21 protein-coding genes are annotated in these 18,291 nt (G+C 61.4%); 13 read left to right on the top strand and 8 right to left on the bottom strand.

What is annotated here, in order from left to right:
* Nucleotides 1-186: 186 nt before the first annotated feature.
* The 12 genes from EJV47_RS14185 (at nucleotide 187) to EJV47_RS14130 (ending at nucleotide 9,774) form a co-directional block, all read left to right on the top strand.
* Entirely contained in the window at nucleotides 187-1,092 is a 906-nt protein-coding gene (locus EJV47_RS14185) for a LysR substrate-binding domain-containing protein (protein WP_126693815.1), read from the top strand.
* Between the two features lie 89 nt (nucleotides 1,093-1,181).
* On the top strand, nucleotides 1,182-2,216 hold the full coding sequence (locus tag EJV47_RS14180; RefSeq protein ID WP_243651161.1) for a YeiH family protein: 1,035 nt from the start codon (nucleotides 1,182-1,184) through the stop codon (nucleotides 2,214-2,216).
* Nucleotides 2,217-2,399: 183 nt separating this feature from the next.
* A complete protein-coding gene (locus EJV47_RS14175; protein WP_126693814.1) occupies nucleotides 2,400-3,113 on the top strand; it encodes an RluA family pseudouridine synthase in 714 nt (237 codons plus the stop codon).
* A 147-nt stretch (nucleotides 3,114-3,260) separates the two neighbouring features.
* Entirely contained in the window at nucleotides 3,261-4,223 is a 963-nt protein-coding gene (locus tag EJV47_RS14170) for a hypothetical protein (protein ID WP_126693813.1), read from the top strand.
* Between the two features lie 227 nt (nucleotides 4,224-4,450).
* On the top strand, nucleotides 4,451-4,903 hold the full coding sequence (gene rplM, locus EJV47_RS14165; RefSeq protein WP_126693812.1) for a 50S ribosomal protein L13: 453 nt from the start codon (nucleotides 4,451-4,453) through the stop codon (nucleotides 4,901-4,903).
* 50 nt (nucleotides 4,904-4,953) lie between these two features.
* Nucleotides 4,954-5,340 (top strand): 30S ribosomal protein S9, encoded by a 387-nt coding sequence (gene rpsI / locus EJV47_RS14160; RefSeq protein ID WP_126693811.1) that lies wholly within the window; start codon nucleotides 4,954-4,956, stop codon nucleotides 5,338-5,340.
* Between the two features lie 21 nt (nucleotides 5,341-5,361).
* The gene (gene rpsB / locus EJV47_RS14155; RefSeq protein ID WP_126693810.1) at nucleotides 5,362-6,129 is read left to right on the top strand and encodes a 30S ribosomal protein S2; all 768 of its coding nucleotides are present in this window, start codon (nucleotides 5,362-5,364) and stop codon (nucleotides 6,127-6,129) included.
* Between the two features lie 303 nt (nucleotides 6,130-6,432).
* Complete coding sequence (tsf, locus tag EJV47_RS14150; RefSeq protein ID WP_126693809.1) at nucleotides 6,433-7,269, top strand: translation elongation factor Ts; 837 nt, start codon at nucleotides 6,433-6,435, stop codon at nucleotides 7,267-7,269.
* A 410-nt stretch (nucleotides 7,270-7,679) separates the two neighbouring features.
* The gene (locus tag EJV47_RS14145) at nucleotides 7,680-8,345 is read left to right on the top strand and encodes a carboxypeptidase-like regulatory domain-containing protein (protein ID WP_126693808.1); all 666 of its coding nucleotides are present in this window, start codon (nucleotides 7,680-7,682) and stop codon (nucleotides 8,343-8,345) included.
* A gap of 192 nt (nucleotides 8,346-8,537) precedes the next feature.
* The gene (locus EJV47_RS14140) at nucleotides 8,538-8,960 is read left to right on the top strand and encodes a hypothetical protein (protein ID WP_126693807.1); all 423 of its coding nucleotides are present in this window, start codon (nucleotides 8,538-8,540) and stop codon (nucleotides 8,958-8,960) included.
* A 57-nt stretch (nucleotides 8,961-9,017) separates the two neighbouring features.
* Nucleotides 9,018-9,386, top strand: a complete 369-nt coding sequence (locus tag EJV47_RS14135; protein WP_126693806.1) for a hypothetical protein — start codon at nucleotides 9,018-9,020, stop codon at nucleotides 9,384-9,386.
* Between the two features lie 79 nt (nucleotides 9,387-9,465).
* Nucleotides 9,466-9,774, top strand: coding sequence for a hypothetical protein (locus tag EJV47_RS14130; RefSeq protein WP_126693805.1), 309 nt, complete (start codon nucleotides 9,466-9,468; stop codon nucleotides 9,772-9,774).
* A gap of 27 nt (nucleotides 9,775-9,801) precedes the next feature.
* Here EJV47_RS14130 and EJV47_RS14125 read toward each other — a convergent pair whose 3' ends face one another.
* The 4 genes from EJV47_RS14125 to EJV47_RS14110 are packed head-to-tail and all read right to left on the bottom strand — an operon-like array spanning nucleotide 9,802 to nucleotide 13,093.
* The gene (locus EJV47_RS14125; protein ID WP_126693804.1) at nucleotides 9,802-10,845 is read right to left on the bottom strand and encodes a DUF3089 domain-containing protein; all 1,044 of its coding nucleotides are present in this window, start codon (nucleotides 10,843-10,845) and stop codon (nucleotides 9,802-9,804) included.
* A 4-nt stretch (nucleotides 10,846-10,849) separates the two neighbouring features.
* Complete coding sequence (locus tag EJV47_RS14120; RefSeq protein WP_126693803.1) at nucleotides 10,850-12,034, bottom strand: SHOCT domain-containing protein; 1,185 nt, start codon at nucleotides 12,032-12,034, stop codon at nucleotides 10,850-10,852.
* A 33-nt stretch (nucleotides 12,035-12,067) separates the two neighbouring features.
* The gene (locus tag EJV47_RS14115; protein ID WP_126693802.1) at nucleotides 12,068-12,808 is read right to left on the bottom strand and encodes a hypothetical protein; all 741 of its coding nucleotides are present in this window, start codon (nucleotides 12,806-12,808) and stop codon (nucleotides 12,068-12,070) included.
* Between the two features lie 33 nt (nucleotides 12,809-12,841).
* Nucleotides 12,842-13,093 (bottom strand): hypothetical protein, encoded by a 252-nt coding sequence (locus EJV47_RS14110; protein ID WP_126693801.1) that lies wholly within the window; start codon nucleotides 13,091-13,093, stop codon nucleotides 12,842-12,844.
* A gap of 135 nt (nucleotides 13,094-13,228) precedes the next feature.
* Here EJV47_RS14110 and EJV47_RS14105 point away from each other — a divergent pair, with 135 nt between their 5' ends.
* Nucleotides 13,229-13,411, top strand: a complete 183-nt coding sequence (locus tag EJV47_RS14105; RefSeq protein ID WP_126693800.1) for a hypothetical protein — start codon at nucleotides 13,229-13,231, stop codon at nucleotides 13,409-13,411.
* A gap of 269 nt (nucleotides 13,412-13,680) precedes the next feature.
* On the opposite strand, the gene EJV47_RS14100 is transcribed toward EJV47_RS14105, so the two are convergent.
* The 4 genes from EJV47_RS14100 to recA form a co-directional block, all read right to left on the bottom strand.
* Nucleotides 13,681-14,862, bottom strand: a complete 1,182-nt coding sequence (locus EJV47_RS14100) for a sensor histidine kinase (protein ID WP_243651160.1) — start codon at nucleotides 14,860-14,862, stop codon at nucleotides 13,681-13,683.
* Between the two features lie 121 nt (nucleotides 14,863-14,983).
* Entirely contained in the window at nucleotides 14,984-15,697 is a 714-nt protein-coding gene (locus EJV47_RS14095; RefSeq protein WP_126693799.1) for a response regulator transcription factor, read from the bottom strand.
* A 318-nt stretch (nucleotides 15,698-16,015) separates the two neighbouring features.
* Nucleotides 16,016-16,843: a DUF3108 domain-containing protein gene (locus tag EJV47_RS14090; RefSeq protein ID WP_126693798.1), complete on the bottom strand. Its 828-nt coding sequence runs from the start codon at nucleotides 16,841-16,843 to the stop codon at nucleotides 16,016-16,018.
* A gap of 287 nt (nucleotides 16,844-17,130) precedes the next feature.
* A complete protein-coding gene (gene recA / locus EJV47_RS14085) occupies nucleotides 17,131-18,231 on the bottom strand; it encodes a recombinase RecA (RefSeq protein ID WP_126693797.1) in 1,101 nt (366 codons plus the stop codon).
* Between the last annotated feature and the right edge of the window lie 60 nt (nucleotides 18,232-18,291).

The raw sequence follows: 18,291 nt of genomic DNA, 5'->3' as shown, positions 1-18,291 counted from the left end.
ACGTTATGTCGAGCTTGTTGAAATATCTCGCTGAAGAGCAACTAAATCGTTAAGAGGCTTTTACCGTCTGCATCTGCACGCGAGATGTTCCGATAAGCTCACTCGGTATATTAATTCCTGCATGCCAAGACGAATCGGTTTTATCCGTTTAAGTATCCGTTCATATCTGCGGTCTACCTTGCGCCCATGCCCGATTTCCGCCTCCGCGTCTTCCTGGCCGTGGCCCGGCACCTGAGCTTCACCAAGGCCGCCCAGGAGCTGTGCATCACCCAGCCGGCCGTCACCAAGCACATCCGGGAGCTGGAGCGCGGCTACGAGCAGCGCCTGTTCGAGCGGCGCGGCAACCGCGTGAGCCTCACCGAAGCCGGCCAGCTCTTGCTGCGCTACGCCGAGCAAGTGGAGGCCCTGCACCACCAGCTGGCCGAGCAGCTCCACACCCTGCACGATACTACCGCCGGCCGCCTGCGCCTCGGCGCCAGCTCCACCCTGGCCCAGTACGTGATTCCGCCCATTCTGCCCGGCTTTCAGGCCCGCTACCCCCGCGTGGAGCTGACGGTGCTCATCGGCAACTCCGAGCAGGTGGCCGAGGCCCTGCTCAAAGGCCAGATCGACCTGGGCCTGGTGGAGGGCCAGGTGCGCAACCGCGACCTGCACTACGAATTCCTGCTCGACGACGAGCTGGTGGCCGTGCGCCACGCCACGCCCGGCCAGCCACCACCCGCGCCCCAGCCCCTGGCCGAGGTGTTGCGCCACCCGCTGGTACTGCGCGAACGGGGCTCCGGTACCCTGGAAGTGCTGGAGCTGGCCCTGCGCGAGCAGGGCATCCGCCTCGGGCCGGCCCAGGCCGCCATCTACCTCGACAATACCGAGGGCATCAAAAGCTACCTGGAGGCCGCGCCCGACTGCATCGGTTTCGTCTCCATCCGGGCCCTGAGCCGGGAGCTGGCGGCGGGGCAGCTGGAAATCGTGCCGCTCGAAGGCTTGCGGCTGATGCGCCACTTCGAGGCCGTGTGGCTGCAGGGCCAGCCGCTGCTGCGGGCCGGGCAGCAGTTTCTGCGCTACGCCCACCAGCAGTTCGGGACGGCGGGTTGATAACCTGGGGTTATTGTTGATAAATATTGTTGATAACCACGGGCGTAGGGAGGCGCGTAATTTTGGGCACCCACCCAATTCTGCCACCCGTGAAGCTTACCCACCCCGTTTCCCACCCCGCGGCTCCGGCCGAAGAAGACTGTAGCAGCGCCGTCCCGCTCTGGCACCGCTCCCTGAGCATCGGGCAGCACGCCGTCACCGTGCAAATGCTGGTCTTCGGGCTGGTGCTGCTGTTCTGCCTCACGCCCTGGGCTTCGCCGCCGCTGGCCCTGGCCCTGGGCCTGGCCGTAGCCCTACTGATTGGCAACCCGTTTCCGGCCCAGAGCAAGCAGTACACCGCCAAGCTGCTGCAGTGGTCGGTGGTCGGTCTGGGCTTCGGCATGAATGCCCACCAAGCCCTGAAGGCCGGGCAGGAAGGCCTGCTGTTCAGCATTGTCTCCATCTTTGGCACGCTCACGCTGGGCTACTTCGTGGGCCGCTGGCTGGGCATCACCCGCAAGACCTCCCACCTCATTGCCAGCGGCACGGCCATCTGCGGCGGCTCGGCCATTGCCGCCGTCGGCCCCGTAGTTAAGGCTTCCGACGAGGAAATGTCCATGGCGCTGGGCACCGTGTTCGTGCTCAACGCCGTGGCCCTGTTCCTGTTTCCGCTCATCGGCGAGGCCCTGAGTCTGACGCCGCACCAGTTCGGCCTCTGGGCAGCCATTGCCATCCACGACACCAGCTCGGTAGTAGGGGCCGCCAGCCACTACGGCCCCGGCGACGAGGCCCTGCAGGTAGCTACTACCGTGAAGCTGGCCCGCGCCCTCTGGATTATCCCGGTGGCCCTGCTCACGGCGGTGCTCTTCCGCACCCCGGGCACCAAGGTCAAGCTGCCCTACTTCATCCTCGGCTTCGTGGGTGCCATGCTGCTGGTCAGCTTCGTGCCGGCCCTGCAGCCCATGGGCCCCTGGATGGTCAAGCTGGCCAAAATCGGCCTTACCGTCACGCTTTTCCTGATCGGGGCGGGCCTCTCCACCAAAGTGCTCAAGGCCGTCGGCCCGAAACCCTTTCTGCAAGGTGTGCTGCTGTGGCTGGTAATTTCGGCCGCCTCGCTCTGGGTTATCCTGCACACCGTCGCCTGATCTACCCCTCCCGCCCCACCCACCCGAACAGAGCCCCGACTAATAAGCCGGGGCTCTGTATTTTTGTACTCTCTTTTTCGCCGATAGCACGTGCGACTATCCGCCCGGAACGCCAAAGTCTTTCCGGGCCCGAATCGTCCACCAAATCCGTGCAATCCGAAAAATCCGTCAAATCCGTGATTCATGAAGCTACCCGCTTTTCAGGACCTCATCATTTTTGAAAACGACGACTATATCGTCATCAACAAGCCGCCCTTCCTGGCTACGCTCGACGAGCGGGTAGGGGGGGCGCCCAACATCCTGCGCCTGGCCCGGCAGCACTACGACGACATTCAGGCCTGCCACCGCCTCGACAAGGAAACCAGCGGCGCCCTGGCCCTGGCCAAGAACCCCGACGCCTACCGCAATCTGGCCATGCAGTTTGAGGACCGGCAGGTGAAGAAGGTGTACCACGCCGTCGGCTGGGGCGTGCACGAGTTCGACGGCCTGCGCGTGGAGCGCAACATCGAAACCACCACCAAGGGCAAGGCCCGCCTGGCGCCAGGCGGCAAGCACGCCGAAACGCTGGTGCGCACCCTCGAAACCTACGCCCGCCACACCCTATTCGAGTGCCTGCCCGTCACCGGCCGCATGCACCAGATTCGCCTGCACCTGATGTACCTGCAGGCTCCCATCGTGGGCGACAAAACCTATGGCGGCGAGGATTTCTACCTCTCCACGCTCAAGCGCAAGTTCAACATGAAGCAGGGCGAGGAGGAGCAGCCCTTCATCAAGCGCTTCGCCCTGCACGCCCGCCAGCTCACCTTCGCCGGCCTCGACGGGGAGCCCATCAGCGTGGAAGCCGAATACCCCAAAGACTTCCGCGTGCTGGTCGATACGCTGCGGCAGTACAGCTGACGGGGAGGCCGCAGCAAAAAAATGAGGGAAACCAGGAAAGCTATATTACAATACCGGTAGCTGCTTTACATTTGGTAGTTTTCCCGGAGTGCGTTTTATCCGGATGCGGGCTTGGTGCCCGCATTTTTTTCATCTCTTTTCTCCCCTATGAAGCACTTGTTACTCCCAGTTCTGCTGCTGCCGGTTTGCGCCTTTGCCCAGACAAACCGCACGCCCACCATGCAGTCGCACATGCAGTCCGTTCGGCAGTTCAACCAGATGACCAACCAACGGACCATGGAATTTCAGCAGCGCCAGATGCAGAAAGGCATGCTGAACTCGCGCAGCGCGTACAGCTCGGGCATGATGACCCGGAAAGAGCAGCAGGAAGTGCAGGCCAAGCAGCTGGCGCGGGAAAAGGAAGCAGAAACCAAGCTGGCCAACCTGACGCAGGAGCTGCAGCGCAAGCGGGAGCAAAGCCCGGCGGCCAACCCGCAGCAGGCCGCGGCGCAGCAGAAGAAGGACGAGAAGCAGCTAACCCTGCTCACCGTTAAAAATTACAAGGAGGTATTTCTGCCCGGTCAGCTGAACAGCGCGCTGCAGTCGCGGCAGCTGCCGTTTGAGAGCCAGCGGCAGCTGGCCGGCCTCAACAAGACGCTCACGGACAACAAGTGGTGGAAGCAGCACGGGAGTCAGGCTGGCGCCAGCATCAAGGCCTACAGCGACACGCTGACCTCGCTCACCACCGAGCTGCTCGGCTTTGCCCTGGCCTCGCCCCCGGCCATGCCGGCTACGCCTTCCGCGGGCGCCATCAAGGCCCAGCTGGCCGCTTCCACCTTCGACCAGGCCGCCGCGACCCAGCTGATGCGGGACGCCGCGCTGAGCGAGAAGCTGCTCGCCGGCACCGAGCTGATGAAAGCCGTGCAGGAATTCACCGCGCTGAACACCGCCAGCCCGGAGCTGCAGGGCAACCCCAGGAAGCTGCAGTCCGAAGTGGAAGCCAAGCTGCGCCAGGTCAACAAGGCCATGTACCGCTACGACGCCCGGTTTGGCACGCTGACGCTCGTTTCCGACACGTACCGCGACTTGCTCAAATACACCTCGGCCTACGTGGCGAAGAACGGCAAGTAAGCCCCACGCAAACGGCCATCGGGCCGGGCCCGACCAACCGCAACGAGCTGCTGCCAACCCCCGGAACCGGGGCCGGGCGGCAGCTCGTTCCATCTTTATTCAGCTACTGCTTTGCTTCTCAAGTAAAAAGCACTAATTTTGTGTCCGTTTTTCCCGGACCCTTGCTTCTTTCTTGGGGTTTCGGGCTGAATCGTAAATACTTACCCAACCCCTCAAGAAACTGATCCATGGATCATCTGAGCTTTAAGACGCGCTCGGTAAACAAAGCCTCGGCCGAAAAGGCCTGGGTTGTTGTTGATGCCAGCGACAACACGCTCGGGCGAGTGGCCAGCCAGATTGCCAACATTCTGCGCGGCAAGCACAAGCCCTCGTTCACGCCCAACTCCGATTGCGGCGACTACGTCATCGTCATCAACGCCGACAAGCTGCGCGTGACGGGCAACAAACTCACGGACAAGATCTACCTGCGCCACACGGGCTACCCCGGCGGTCAGCGTAGCATCAACCTGCGCGACCAGAAGGCCAAGAACTCGGCCACGGTTATCGAGAAGGCCGTGAAAGGCATGCTGCAGGGCAACCGCCTCGGCGCCGCCCAGTTCCGCAACCTGTTCGTGTACGCCGGTGCCGAGCACCCGCACGAAGCCCAGCAGCCCACCACGGTTTCGCTGACCAACCTGTAAAAAAACGCCGCCGGCCCCGCGTGGGGCCGTGGTTCATCGATTGTCAACTCATGGAAATCACCAACACCTCTGGTAGAAGAAAAACCTCGGTGGCTCGCGTGTATGTGCAAGCCGGGCAAGGGAATATCACTATCAACGACCGGGATGCAAAGGCGTACTTCGGTAACGACCTTCTGGTAACCATCGTCAACCAGCCCTTCACCACGCTTGATGCCGTGGGTAAGTACGACGTGCAAGTAAACGTGCGCGGCGGAGGCATCAGCGCCCAGGCCGAAGCAATTCGCCTGGCCATTTCGAAGGCCCTGGTTGAAGAAAACGCCGAAACCCGTCCGGCCCTCAAGAAAGAAGGCTTCCTGACCCGCGACCCCCGCATGGTGGAGCGCAAGAAGCCGGGCCGCCGCAAGGCTCGTCGTTCGTTCCAGTTCTCGAAACGCTAATCTTCCAGAGGAACTCCTATCATGGCTCAGTCCGTAACCTATAAAGACCTGCTGGATGCTGGTGCCCACTTTGGTCACCTCACCCGTAAGTGGGACCCGAAAATGGCTCCGTTCATCTTCATGGAGAAGAACGGCATCCACATCATCGACCTGAACAAGACGCTGGCTTCGCTGGAGCAGGCCACCTCGGCCATCCGCAACATCGCCAAGTCGGGCCGTAAAGTAATGTTCGTCGCCACGAAGAAGCAGGCTCAGGAAATCGTTTCCGACGAAGCGAAGCGCCTGAAAATGCCCTACGTGACCGACCGTTGGCTGGGCGGCATGCTCACCAACTTCGCCACCGTGCGCAAGTCGCTGAAGAAAATGAGCACCATCGACAAGATGGTAAAAGAAAACACCGCCTACGCCGCACTGGCTAAGCGTGAGAAGCTCATGATGAACCGCGAGCGGGAAAAGCTGGAGCGCGTACTGGGCGGCATTGCCGACCTGAGCCGCCTGCCCGCTGCGCTGTTCGTGGTGGACGTGAAGCGTGAGCACATTGCCGTGAAAGAAGCTCAGAAACTGGGCATCCCGGTATTCGCCATCGTCGACACCAACTCCAACCCCGAGCTGGTAGACTTCCCGATTCCCGCTAACGACGACGCCTCGAAGTCGATTTCGCTGATTGTTAACGCTGTCGGCAAAGCCATCGAAGAAGGCCTGTCGGAGCGCAAGGTGGACAAAGAGGACGCCGACCGCAAGCAGGCTGACGAAGAAGCCATCCAGGAAAAGCAGAACGCCGACGAATAGTCCCGCACTGCCCCTGATTTGAGAGGAGGGAACATTCGAAGCAAAGGGCTCCGGTGTTCCCTTCTTTTTTAAGCTGCGGCTGAACCAGAAAGACGGCATTAGAACGTCATTCCGAGCGAAGCCGAGGAACCGAAGGAAGGCGCAAGCCAATCTCGCTGGATAGTAATCTTCTCGTTGAACGAGGATTCCACTATCGGGCATCAGCACGCGAGATGTGTCGACAAGCTCGACATGACGTTCTGAAGTCACAAGCCGCAGTCATCCCAGAGAAACCCTCATCAATCTCTCCCAATTTTCACCGCTATGGCAATTACCGCCCAAGACGTGAACAAGCTGCGCGCCATGACCGGCGCCGGTATGATGGACTGCAAAAAGGCTCTGACCGAAGCCAATGGTGACTTCGAGCAAGCCAAAGACATCCTGCGCAAGCAGGGCCAGAAAATTGCCGACAAGCGTTCGGACAACGCTACCTCGGAAGGCGTAGTGCTGGCTAGCGTGAGCGAAGACGGCACCACCGGCAAGCTGGTGGCCCTGGCCTGCGAAACCGAGCCCGTAGCCAAAGTGGCTGACTTCAAAGCCCTGGCTCAGCTGGTTATCGACTCGGCTGTGAAGACCAACGCCGGCACCAAGGAAGACCTGCTGGCCGCTACCCAGGAGGACGGCCGTTCGCTGCAGGAGCACATCACCGACCTGATGGGCAAAATCGGCGAGAAAATCGACGTGGTAGCCTACGAAACCCTGACCGCTGAGAAAGTGGCTTCGTACATCCACTCCGACAACAAGAAGGGGGTGCTGGTAGGCCTGAAGAACACCAGCGGCACCGACGTAGCCGCCGTGGGCCGCGACGTAGCCATGCAAATCGTAGCCATGCGCCCCGTAGCCGTTGACAAAGACGGGGTGGACGCTGCTACCGTGGAGCGCGAAATCGAAATCGGCAAAGAGCAGGCCCGCGCCGAAGGCAAGCCCGAGGCTATGCTGGAGAAGATTGCCCAGGGCAAGCTGAACAAGTTCTACAAGGAGCAGACCCTGCTGAACCAGGAGTTCGTGAAGGACAGCTCGGTGACCATCGCCCAGCTGCTCGACAAGACGTCGAAAGGCATGACGGTAACCGACTTCAAGCGCGTAGCTATCGGCGCCTAAGTCAGAGCCCCTCAAAGCAGAAAACCCGCTGGTCTTAGCCAGCGGGTTTTCTTTTTTAATGAGCATTAGCTATTGAGCTTAGTATTTATACGGATTACCATGGTATTTTTTAATGATTTGATGAATACTGAGCTGATTGGTTAAAGATATTATCAAATCATTACGGTTATTTTATTGATTATACAATTCTCATATTATTTTGAATTTTTAATATCGGAATCATACTTATTTTTCCCATATTGGTACAAGTCTTTTAGGCTAGTAAAAACGTTTATTAAGCCGCTAAAACGTTCCATTCATCGAAAAAGTCCTTCTACAGCCTTTTAGCGCTATAATTTCGTGGGCCAATCTGACTTATTGCTCCGCTTCACCACGGCTTCTTGCCTTCGCAACACCTCAATTTTCCCAAAATGAAACTAAGTGCTACGCCGTTTCACCCGGCCACGGGTGAACTGTTGCCCGCCTACAGGGACGCCTACCTGCGCGGGGACTTATCCAGCGAAAACACGGACTTGGTTGACGCCTATCTGAAAGCCAATAAAAGCCTGGCCGACGAGACGCTACGCCGCTTCCATGAAATGAAAACCACTGGGCACGCTGTAAAACCCGTAGGCTGGGTACAGCGGCAGTTCGATTTGATTCGTACCGAGCCGGAGCGCTTCCGCCGTCGGGCTGCTACCCTGGTGGTAGGGGGCGCCTTGCTGGGCGGAGCCGTATTTGCCGGTACCAACCTGCCCACCAACGCCCCGGTGCTGGACGACGCTGAACTGGCCGCGGCTCCCGCCGAAGCCGCTGCTATCCGGATGGTATCGGTGAAGGGCCGCATCCTCGACGAAAACGGCCGCCCGCTCATCGGGGCTACCGTGTGGCAGAAGGGCACCCGCAACGGGGTGAGCACCGACGCCAACGGGCAGTACACCGTACGCGTACCGGCGCACCAGAAAGCTACCCTGCAGTACGCTTACGGCGGATATGCGGAGGAAGAAATGACCGTCACCGGCAGCCGCACCGAAAACGTGACCCTGGTGCCCCGCGCGCAGGAAAAGGCTGCTAAAAAGCGCTGGTTGTTCTTCTAACCGGCCTGCCGAAGACGGGTACTCCACCTGCGAGAAGCCGCGGTTCCCGTCTTCATGCGGTACTGGCCACCCGAGAGCTTTCTTGCAGTTGCAGGAAAGCTCTCTGGCCCCGCAGACACTACCAACGGACTCGTCCCGCTTACCCAACATGTTTCTTTTCCGGGCCTGAACGCCCGCAGTAACCTCTGCTAAATGAGACTTCCTTTTCTGCACAAACCGGTTGTGAAGAAAATCACGGGAGACGCATTGGGCATTGACCGCCACAAAGCCGACAGCGTAATCAAGCAGTTGATTCAGGCTTTGCCCGAACTGGTGGCGGCCGCGGTGGTTGACATCAAATCAGCCAAGACGATGGCCGCCTACACTTCGCTGGTCAATTTCGACCCGTATAAAATCAGCGGGCGCAACGCGGAGCTCATGCGCCAGGTGCAGAAAATAACGACTACCCCGTGGGTAGCCGGTCAGCAGCTGAACGATCTGCTGTTTGTGCTCGACGAGCAGCTGCACGCCCTGCGCACTACCTCCGACGGCCAGTGGCTTTGCTACGTGGCCGTACGCCAAGCTGATACCAATATGGCACTCCTGCGGGACGCACTGCGGCGCGCCGCCAGCTAAGCCCGCTTTCCTTTCTGCTTTTTCAACTTCATCTCTCTTTTCCCCTCCGCCTTTATCATGGCTAACATCACTCCTCAACAGTGCGTCCAGAACATCCTGAAAGAGCTGCCCTCGCTCGTTGCCGTGGCGGTTGTGGAAACCGAAACCGGCATGCCGCTGGCGCACCACTCCAACCTGGCCACTTTCGATGCTGAAACCGCCGCTGCCTACAACACGGAGGTTATCAAGCAGAAGCTGAAGGCTATCCAGGCCCTGAAGCTGAACCAGGTGGTGCAGGACATCCTGCTCACGCTGACCGACCAGCTGCACCTGCTCAAGCTCTCGCCCGACGGCGGCAAGTTCATCTACCTGGCCGTCAACTCGGCCGATACCAACCTGGCCATGGCCCGCCAGGTACTGAAAAGCCAGTCGTCGGTGCTGAACTAAGCAGCTCCCGCTTACGCTAAAAAGCCCGCTGGCCGTCTGGTCAGCGGGCTTTTTGCGTCAGGTATTACCTTGGGGCGCTATGAGCGAAGACCGTCGGAATGCTTACCGCTACCTACTCTACCACTTTTTGCTGGAAATCCGCTTGGCACCCGCGGCCAGGCCCTCATGTGAACTGAGCGCCGAACAGCAAGCGGCGTACGTGGATTTTGCGGGAGCTATGGCCTATCAGCTGCATAATTTAGCTTTGGCCGCAGCGCAGGACTTTGCCGGGTTTGAGGAAGCCGCATTCTGGGGCCAGTTCGGTGTGATGGACCACTGGCAGCCGGGTTCTGGGGTGGCCGCCCGCTACCGCCGGGTATTCGAGCAGCAGCTGGCCGGTGGCGGCTGAGGCAGGGCACTGGGCCGGGTGTGGGTATCAGGGATTGGCCCGTTGCCAGGCGCGGAGCCGAGCCAGGGCATTGCGCCGTACGCTGAGGTAGTACAGGCCGTAGTCATTGAGGTGGAAGGAGTGGCGCAGCTCCCACTTGCCCGGCAGCGGGAAGCGGAAGTAGCCGCGGCGGCCCGAGGGGTGGGTCCAGAGCAAGCCGTCGTGCACTTGGGCGTCGGCCACGCCGGGACGGTCGATGCGCCGGAACGAGAGCGGCACGCTGCCGCGGTTCAGGCTGGCCGGGGCGTAAGCCGTATCGACGCGCCAGGTGAGCGGGTTGGTGACCAGGGCGCCGTGGTAGGGCGGGTAGTCGTGGCCCCAGGAGCCGGTGTTCCAGCTCACGTAGCAGCCCGTCTGCAGCGAGTCGCGGCAGGGGCGCAGCACCCGGTAGCCCGCCGTGTCCACGTTCAGCCCGACGAGGTAGGCGGCCACCAAGCGGCGGCGCAGGGCCGGGTCCCGGTCGAAAAACTCGCGCAGCAGGCGCCGGGCGTGGTAGGTGCCCTGGCTGTGGGCGGCAATGATGATGGGGCGGCCCTGGTTGTAGTGGGCCAGGTAGTACTCGAAAGCCGCCTTCACATCGGAGTAAGCCAGGGTGAGGGCCTGCTGGCTGTTGGCGGTGCTATCGAAGAAAGTATAGAGCGTGGCCTGCCGGTAGCGCGGGGCGTACACGCGGCCGGCGGCGTTGAACACGCTGGCCTGGGTACGGATGCTGAACCGGTCGGTGTAGCGGTTGACGTGGCGGTTGGCAATATCGGCGTTCCAGCCCCGGGGCTTCATCCGCGTGGTCAGGTGCAGGAAGAACACGTCGGCGGGCGCCGTGGCCTGGCGGCTGCGCAAGCCGCTGTTGGCCGGCACGGCATCGGCCGAGTCGGCGCGGGTGGGCAGGGTGGCCCAACTGGCCGGCTGGCTGTAGTCGGGCGCCGGGGGCGGTGTGTAGCTGTCGAAGCTACGGATGGGCTTGAGCAGCCGGATACAGCTGCTCAGCATCAGCACGAGTAGTGCCGAAGTCCAGATAAAGGCCCGCGCAGTCATGGGGCTACTCCTGGGTCGGAGCCGTTTCCGGGGCAGGGGCGGGAGTAGCGGCCGGCTTGGCGTCGGTAAACTTGTTTTCGAGCAGGCGTTCCTGGCGGAAGAAAGTCAGCTTGCCGGTGTTGTCGAAGCGGGCCCGCACCTGCGTCAGCGTCTGCTGGTACTGATTCAGCGACTTGCGCAAGGAGCGGCCGCGCTCCTGGAAGGTCACCGTCACGGAGCCGTCCTCGGCCGGCGGGCTGATCTGCAGCGTGCCGGGGCTGATGCTGTACTTGCTTTCCGCAAACTCGGGGAAGTAAGTGCTGCTCAGGTTCTCATCGATGGCGGCCGGCGTGGTGTTCTGCAGCTGCAAAAACCGCTCGACCTGCGGGGCGAAGTACTGGGCGGCGCTGAAGGGCGGCGTCTGCAAATCGTTGTAGAAGGCCGTCAGCACGCGTTGCACCTGGGCGCGGGCGGCGGCTTCGGCGGCGGCGGCATCTACCACCGGGGCGCCGGCACCCGCCGAATCGACGGGGGTAGCCGTGACGGGAATGTTGGGCTGCACGCGCACGGTTTCGGGCACGGCGGCGGGCGGCAAATCCAACTGCTCGGCCTGCGGGCCCTCCTCAATCTGCACGGCGGTGGTGTCGGCGGCCGTGATGGAGTTGCTGGTCAGCCGCTCCGAGCTGCGGGAGCCGAGCACCAGGTAGCCGATGATGGCCAGCAGGACGATAACGCCCCCAATAATCAGAATGGGGCCGAGCGGCGACTTGCGCGGCTCGTCGGCGGGGCCGTCGTGGTAGTAGTCCTGCACGTCGACGGGGCCTTCGGTGGGGCGCTGGGTGTGCGGGTCGAGCACCACGGGCTCCAGCGGCGTGGCGCCCGGCGCGGCCACCACCGGCGGCAGCAGCGGGTCGTCGACGGGCGGCGGAATCACCGGCGTGATGTCGGCCACGGGGTGCTCTTCGACCCGCCGCGGCGCGGGCTCCACCGGCGCAGGCGGCGGCACGGCTACCGGGGCCGTCGGCGCCTCCATAATGGGGGCGGGCGGCAGCGGAGCCGGCGCGGGCGAAGCGGCCGGGGGCGTCGGGGCGTCCGGAAACAGCAGCTTCTGCTTCAGCGAGTTGAACTCCTGCGGGGTGATGACGCCCGCGTCCAGCATTTCCTTGAGCTGGCGCAGCGTTTCGAGGGGCGACGAGTCGGGTTTGTCCATGGCGGAGCGGCACAGAGCCTGCGGTTCAGGCTACTACTTACGGTCGAGGGCGGAAAGCCGGTCACGGCGGCGCTGCACAAGAATCTTGCGGCGCTCGGTTTCGGTGGCGTTTTGCGTCAGCTTCTGCTGGTCTTCCTTGATTTTGGCGGCGTGCTGCACGTTTTGCTCGCGCAGCTGCTGGATGCGGGCCAGGTTGCTGACGGTATCAGCCGCCAGGCCCTTGATTTCCTTGTCGAGCCGGGCTTTTTCCTTTTCGGCTTCGACGAGCTGCTTTTCGGCCGCTTCCACTTCCAGCTTGTAGTGGTGCGGGCGGTATTCCTTGGCGAAGCTCTGCACCATGGTGCGCAGGGCGGCAAACTCCGAGGGGGTCTTGTCCGGGTCGAGCCAGGTGGTGCCGTTGTCGAAGGCGGCGAAGACCTGCACTTCGGCCGTGCTGTCGGTGGGCGCCACCACGTTGGTGTACAGGTCCAGCAGCTTACCCGACACGCTTGACACCGGCGTCTGCTTGGCCAGCATCACGTCCTTGTTGCCACCCAGGCCCAGCACCCCGCCCGACTTAATCTTGATATTGTAGCTGTCCTTCAGAAACTGCTGCCAAAAGTCACGGGCTTCCTTGGCGCTGCCTTCCACCTGCACCTTCAGGGCCGGCCGTTCGCGCTTGTCTACGTTCACGGTGCTGGTGTGCACATCGTACACCTGGGCCGTGGCATCGGTGGCAGCCAGGGTTGCCAGCGGCAGCACCAGGAAGAGGACGCGGGAAAAAAGAGTCTTCATAGCGGGCAAGATAGGGGAGAAGCGGGGGCCGGGTTACACCAAATCGTGCCGTTCCAGCGCGTCCCCGAAGTCGGTGCGCATCTCGGCAAAGCGCCGCAGCACAGCGGCTACAAAGGCCTCGTCGAGTACCTGCGGCAGCTCGGCGTCGCCGCCCAGCAAGTCTAGTTCGGCCACCTTGTAAGTCTGCTCGAAGGGGCCCTGCTCGCACTTGAGCAGGTATTTGCCGTTCCACGCCAGCAGCGTGAGTTTCATCTCGGGATGCGGAATATCGGCTACGTGGCGCATGAGGCAGGATTTGGTCAGGCGAAGATACTAGCTCGGGCCTTGTGGCCGCGTTTGGGGCCAGAACCCCGGGCGCCGCGCTGCGTACACCCGGGCAGTGCCGCGCTGTATTTTCCCACCCCCAAAACACTTACAGCCATGCCCCAGGGAGATAAATCCAAATACACGGACAAGCAAAAACGCCAGGCCGAGCACATCGAGGACAGCTACGAGAAGCGCGGCCTTTCCGAAGAGGAGGCCGAGCGGCGGGCCTGGGCCACCGTCAACAAGCAGGACGGCGGCGGCAAAAAGCCCGGCGGCTCCGGCCGAAAGTCGAGCTAAGCCCTGTCACCTGATAGCATTCAACAAAACGGCCACCAGCGTACTGGCGGCCGTTTTTTATAACAGGCTGGCGCCGGTTTAGCGAAACGAAGTGAGCGTAACCGGTGCCTGTTATAACGCAGGCTTTCAGCCTGCGGCCAGCGCCTGTCTGGTTGTTTGCTGGGCCGACGGAACGCAACAACGCCCTACGCAGGTTGGAAACCTGCTTTATGGTAGGCACCGGTTACACCGTCTTCGACGCCTAAACCGGCGCCAGCCTAATGCCAGTCTTAGCCGGCCGTGGGGGCTTGCCGGGTTTTGGCCAGCTTGAACTCCAGCGTGGTACCCTGGCCCGCGGCGCTGCGCACCCGAATGGTTGATTTGTGCGCCTCCACGATGTGCTTGCTGATGGCCAGGCCCAGGCCCGAGCCGCCCGAGTCGCGGGAGCGGCTCTTGTCGATGCGGTAGAACCGCTCGAAGATGCGGCGCTGGTGCTCCTCGGCAATGCCTTCGCCGTCGTCGTGCACGCTGATGCGCACCGACTTGCCCGCGTCGTGCAGGGCCACGGTCACGTGGCCTTCCTCGCGGCCGTACTTGATGGCGTTGTCGATGAGGTTGATAAGTACCTGCCGGATGCGGTTACGGTCGGCCAGCACGGGCACACCCTCCGCGGGCAGGTTCACGGGGTGCAGGTGCAGGGTCACGCGGCGCTTTTCGGCTTTCTGCTCCAGTTGGTCGAAAATGTCGCGCACGAGCTGGGCCAGGTCGAACGACTGCTTGCGCATGCGCACCACGCCTTTTTCCAGCTGCGAAATCGTCACCAGGTCCTGCACCAGCGCGTCGAGGGCATCGAGGGCGGTGGCAGCTTTGAGCAGAAACTTTTCGCGGATAAACACTTCGTCCTCGTCGGCGTCGAGCACGGTGTGCACAAAGCCCTGGGCGGCGAAAATCGGCGTTTTCAGCTCGTGCGACACGTCGGCCAGGAAGTCGGAGCGCAGCTGCTGCAGGCGCTTCAGCTCGTCGATTTCGTTTTGCCGGCGCACGGCCATGTCCAGAATTTCATCCCGCATGCGCTTGAGCGGCTCGGGCCGAAACAGAAACTTGTTCGACAGCTTCTTGAACTCTTTGCGCTTGACGTGCTCCAGCCCCGAGTAAATCTGGTTGACCTCGCGGAACATCAGGGCCTCGAAGGAGAGGTAAATCAGCAGGAAGCAGGCCGCCACCGTGAAGCCGCCCGCCAGCATGGCCCGCTCGAAGGGCAAGCCCGGCGCCAGCGCGGCAAAAAACGTCAGTACCCCGGCCACCAGCAGGGCAATGATAATGGCAATGGCCCGGGACGACAGATGCAGGCGAAACACGAACGGAATGGGCGCCTCCTGGGCTGAAAACGCCGACCGGGCCGCGGGCTTGCGCACCACGCGGCTCAGCACGGCATTCCACAGCGCCGGAACGACGGTTTGGTTGCTCTTCACCGCAAAGGTCGTGGTTAAATGGCTAACGGGTTAAATGGTCGAATGGCTGGACGGTTAAATGGCTGGTCGTTCTGGCAGCAGAACAATCAACCATTTAGCCATCCAGCCATTTGATCATTCATCAATTATCCGAGTTGAACTTGTAGCCCACGCCCTTGATGGTCTGGATGTGGTGCTCCCCTACTTTCTCGCGCACCTTGCGCACGTGCACGTCCACGGTGCGGGCCAGCACGAACACGTCGTTGCCCCAGATGTTCTGCAGCAGCTCGTCGCGGCCAAACACCTTGTGGGGCGAGGCTGCCAGGAAAGCCAGCAGCTCAAACTCCTTCTTGGGCAGCGTGATTTTGCGCCCGTCCTGGTACACGGCGAAGCCCGTGCGGTCGATGCGCAGGCCGTTGATGTCGATAACGTCGGACTGCGGGGCGGTGGGCTCCAGGTCGCGGCGGACCACGGCGGCCAGGCGGCTCATCAGGGCGCGGGGCTTGATGGGCTTGCTCAGGTAGTCGTCGGCGCCGGCGTCGAAGGCGGCTACTTCCGAAAATTCCTCCGAGCGGGCGGTCAGAAACAGGATGTATGTATCCTTGAAGCGGGGCATGGCGCGCAGTTCCCGGCAGGCGGCAATGCCGTCGAGGTGGGGCATCATCACGTCGAGCAGGATGATATCGGGCCCAAACTGCGGGGCTACTTCCAGGGCCTTGCGTCCATCGGGGGCGGTAGCCACCTCGTAGCCCTCCTTGCGCAGGTTGTATTCGAGCAGCTCCACGATGTCCGGGTCGTCGTCGACTACCAGAATCTTGTAGGGGCCAGCGGGGGTAGAAGCGGCAGAATGTTGCACGGGGAAAGTGACTTAGGTGAGCAAAGACACGCGATGCGCCACAAAAATACCGCCTGGCCCGCGAGTCTGCGTATTACCATATTGTGAACTGCTTGATTGTCACCCGCGCAGCGACCAGGAAGCGGGTCACCCTGTAGTCATTGCGAGGCGCAGTCGTGGTAACCTTTCCTCCCGAGGCACAACGGTACGAGAAGCACGGACTGAAAACAGCACCGCCCGAACCTGCAGACGCAAGTTTCGGGCGGTGCTTCTTGTCACGTTACACGTTGTACAGGACCGATTGCTTCGCTTCGCTCGCAATGACAGCGGACCGAACCGTTAGTTCTTTGCCACCAGCGCCAGCTTGTTCTTCAAACCGCTGGCCTTGTACATGTCAATCTTCACCGAGCCGACGAACATTTCGGCCTCGAAGAGCACCGGAATCTTGTTCCGGTCGTCGGAGAGGTACACGGAAATGGCGTCTTCACCGCGGAACAGCTTGTTCTTGGGCATCTTGGGCGTCAGGCGAATGGCGCGGATGATGCCAGCCTTGGTTTCCACGTTCTGCCGGCCCATGTACTTCACCGTCATGTCGAACACCTCGTCGTCGAAGAAGCCCTTCACGTTGATGATTTCCCCGACTTTGCGGTTCGAGTAGTCCAGCGTCCGCAGAAAGTAGAAGCCGCTCACCAAGTCCTGCACGTTGTCGGGCACTTTGAACGACTCGCGCTTGATCTTGTTCTTGTCCCGCTTGTGCGACTCCACGTTGACCATATTCTTGATGTGGTCGAAGTCGGCCGTTTCGCGCTTGCGGTAGTTGTTTTCCTCGATGTTGCGGAAAAAGCGCTGCGGCAGGATGCTGGTGGTGTCGATGTAGGAGCGCCAGGTGTCGCGCACCTTCAGAAACAGGTCGAAAGAGCCGGTGGTGCGGCCCGTCACGGTGGCCTTGTAGCAGGGCCGGTCGTTGACGCGGTGAATGTCGTCGGCCAGCTCGATGGTGGCTTCGGCGGCCGTAATCAGGCCGTAGTGCACCTTGTACTGCATGGTTTCGCCGCGCCGAAAGCTGTCGTTGCGGACGGTGCGCGGGGCTTCACTGGGCGTAAAAGCCATCAGGCCGGCACTCAGCAAGGCGGGAAGGGAAAGCAGAAGCCAGGGGCGACGATTCATGTAAACAAACAAGCAATAAGCAGGCGGTTGTAGGCGCAACGCAAAGCAGGTGCCAAGCAAATATACCGGCCCTGGCTGCCGCGTGAAATCCATATACGGGATTTTGCGCGCCGGCAGTTCAACGGATATCGATGTGCTTGTGGTTCAGAGGTTAATTAAAATAACGCGCGGCCGAAAAGATATCGTTGTCGCCCGCGGCATACGACGCGGACGCCACGAACGACGCCAAGCCACAAAAAAAGCCCGCGGCGTATGCCACGGGCTTTTTCAACGAAAGCGGATAAGGCTTAGAGCGTGTCTTCGCCGTCCTCGGGGCCGCTCATATCGACGGGAATGGCGGCTTCCAGGGCTTCGGGCTCACCCTTGGCCATCTGGCGCACCTTCTGTTCGATTTCGTCGGCCAGCTCGGGGTTGTCGAGCAGGATGGTTTTCACGCCTTCGCGGCCCTGGCCCAGGCGGTTGCCGTTGTACGAGAACCAGGAGCCCGACTTGGCAATGATGCCCATATCGGTAGCCAGGTCGAGGATTTCGCCGACTTTGCTGATGCCCTCGCCGTAGATGATGTCAAACTCGACCACTTTGAAGGGCGGCGCGACTTTGTTTTTCACCACTTTCACCTTGGTGCGGTTGCCGGTCACGTTGTCCTTGTCTTCCTTGATCTGGCCGATGCGGCGGATGTCGAGGCGGACGGAGGCGTAGAACTTCAGGGCGTTACCACCGGTGGTGGTTTCGGGCGAGCCGAACATCACGCCGATTTTCTCGCGCAGCTGGTTGATGAAGATGCACAAGCAGCCGGTCTTGTTGATGGTACCGGTGAGCTTACGCAGGGCCTGCGACATGAGGCGGGCGTGCAGACCCACTTTCGAGTCGCCCATGTCGCCTTCCAGTTCGCCTTTCGGCACCAGAGCGGCCACGGAGTCGATGACGCAGATATCAATGGCGCCGGAGCTGATGAGCTGGTCGGCAATTTCCAGAGCCTGCTCGCCGTTGTCGGGCTGGGAGATGAGCAGGTTCTCGGTGTCGATGCCAAGCTTCTGGGCGTAGACCGGGTCGAAGGCGTGCTCGGCGTCGATGAACGCGGCAATGCCGCCCTTCTTCTGGGCTTCGGCAATGGCGTGCATGGTCAGCGTGGTCTTACCCGACGATTCCGGCCCGTAAATCTCGACGATACGACCTTTGGGCAGGCCGCCGATGCCGAGGGCAATGTCCAGACCGAGCGAGCCGGTGCTGATGGCGGCAATGTCGCCCACCTTGTTGTCGCTCAGCTTCATGACGGTGCCCTTGCCGTAAGCTTTGTCGAGCTTGTCCATCGTGAGCTGCAGCGCCTTCAGTTTCTCGGCCTGCGGGTTGGTGCCAGTTTTTTCAGCTTTGTCCGTGGTAGCAGCCATGTTGTGCTTGGGTTGGGAGATATGATGTAGGTTTGAAAGTCCTTTCGGAAAGGGGCCGCC

Origin of the sequence: Hymenobacter gummosus (assembly GCF_003970915.1) — a bacterium.
Lineage (GTDB): Bacteria > Bacteroidota > Bacteroidia > Cytophagales > Hymenobacteraceae > Solirubrum > Solirubrum gummosum.
The sequence above is the reverse complement of the archived record's forward strand: the minus strand, read 5'-3'. Positions and strand labels throughout refer to the sequence as shown.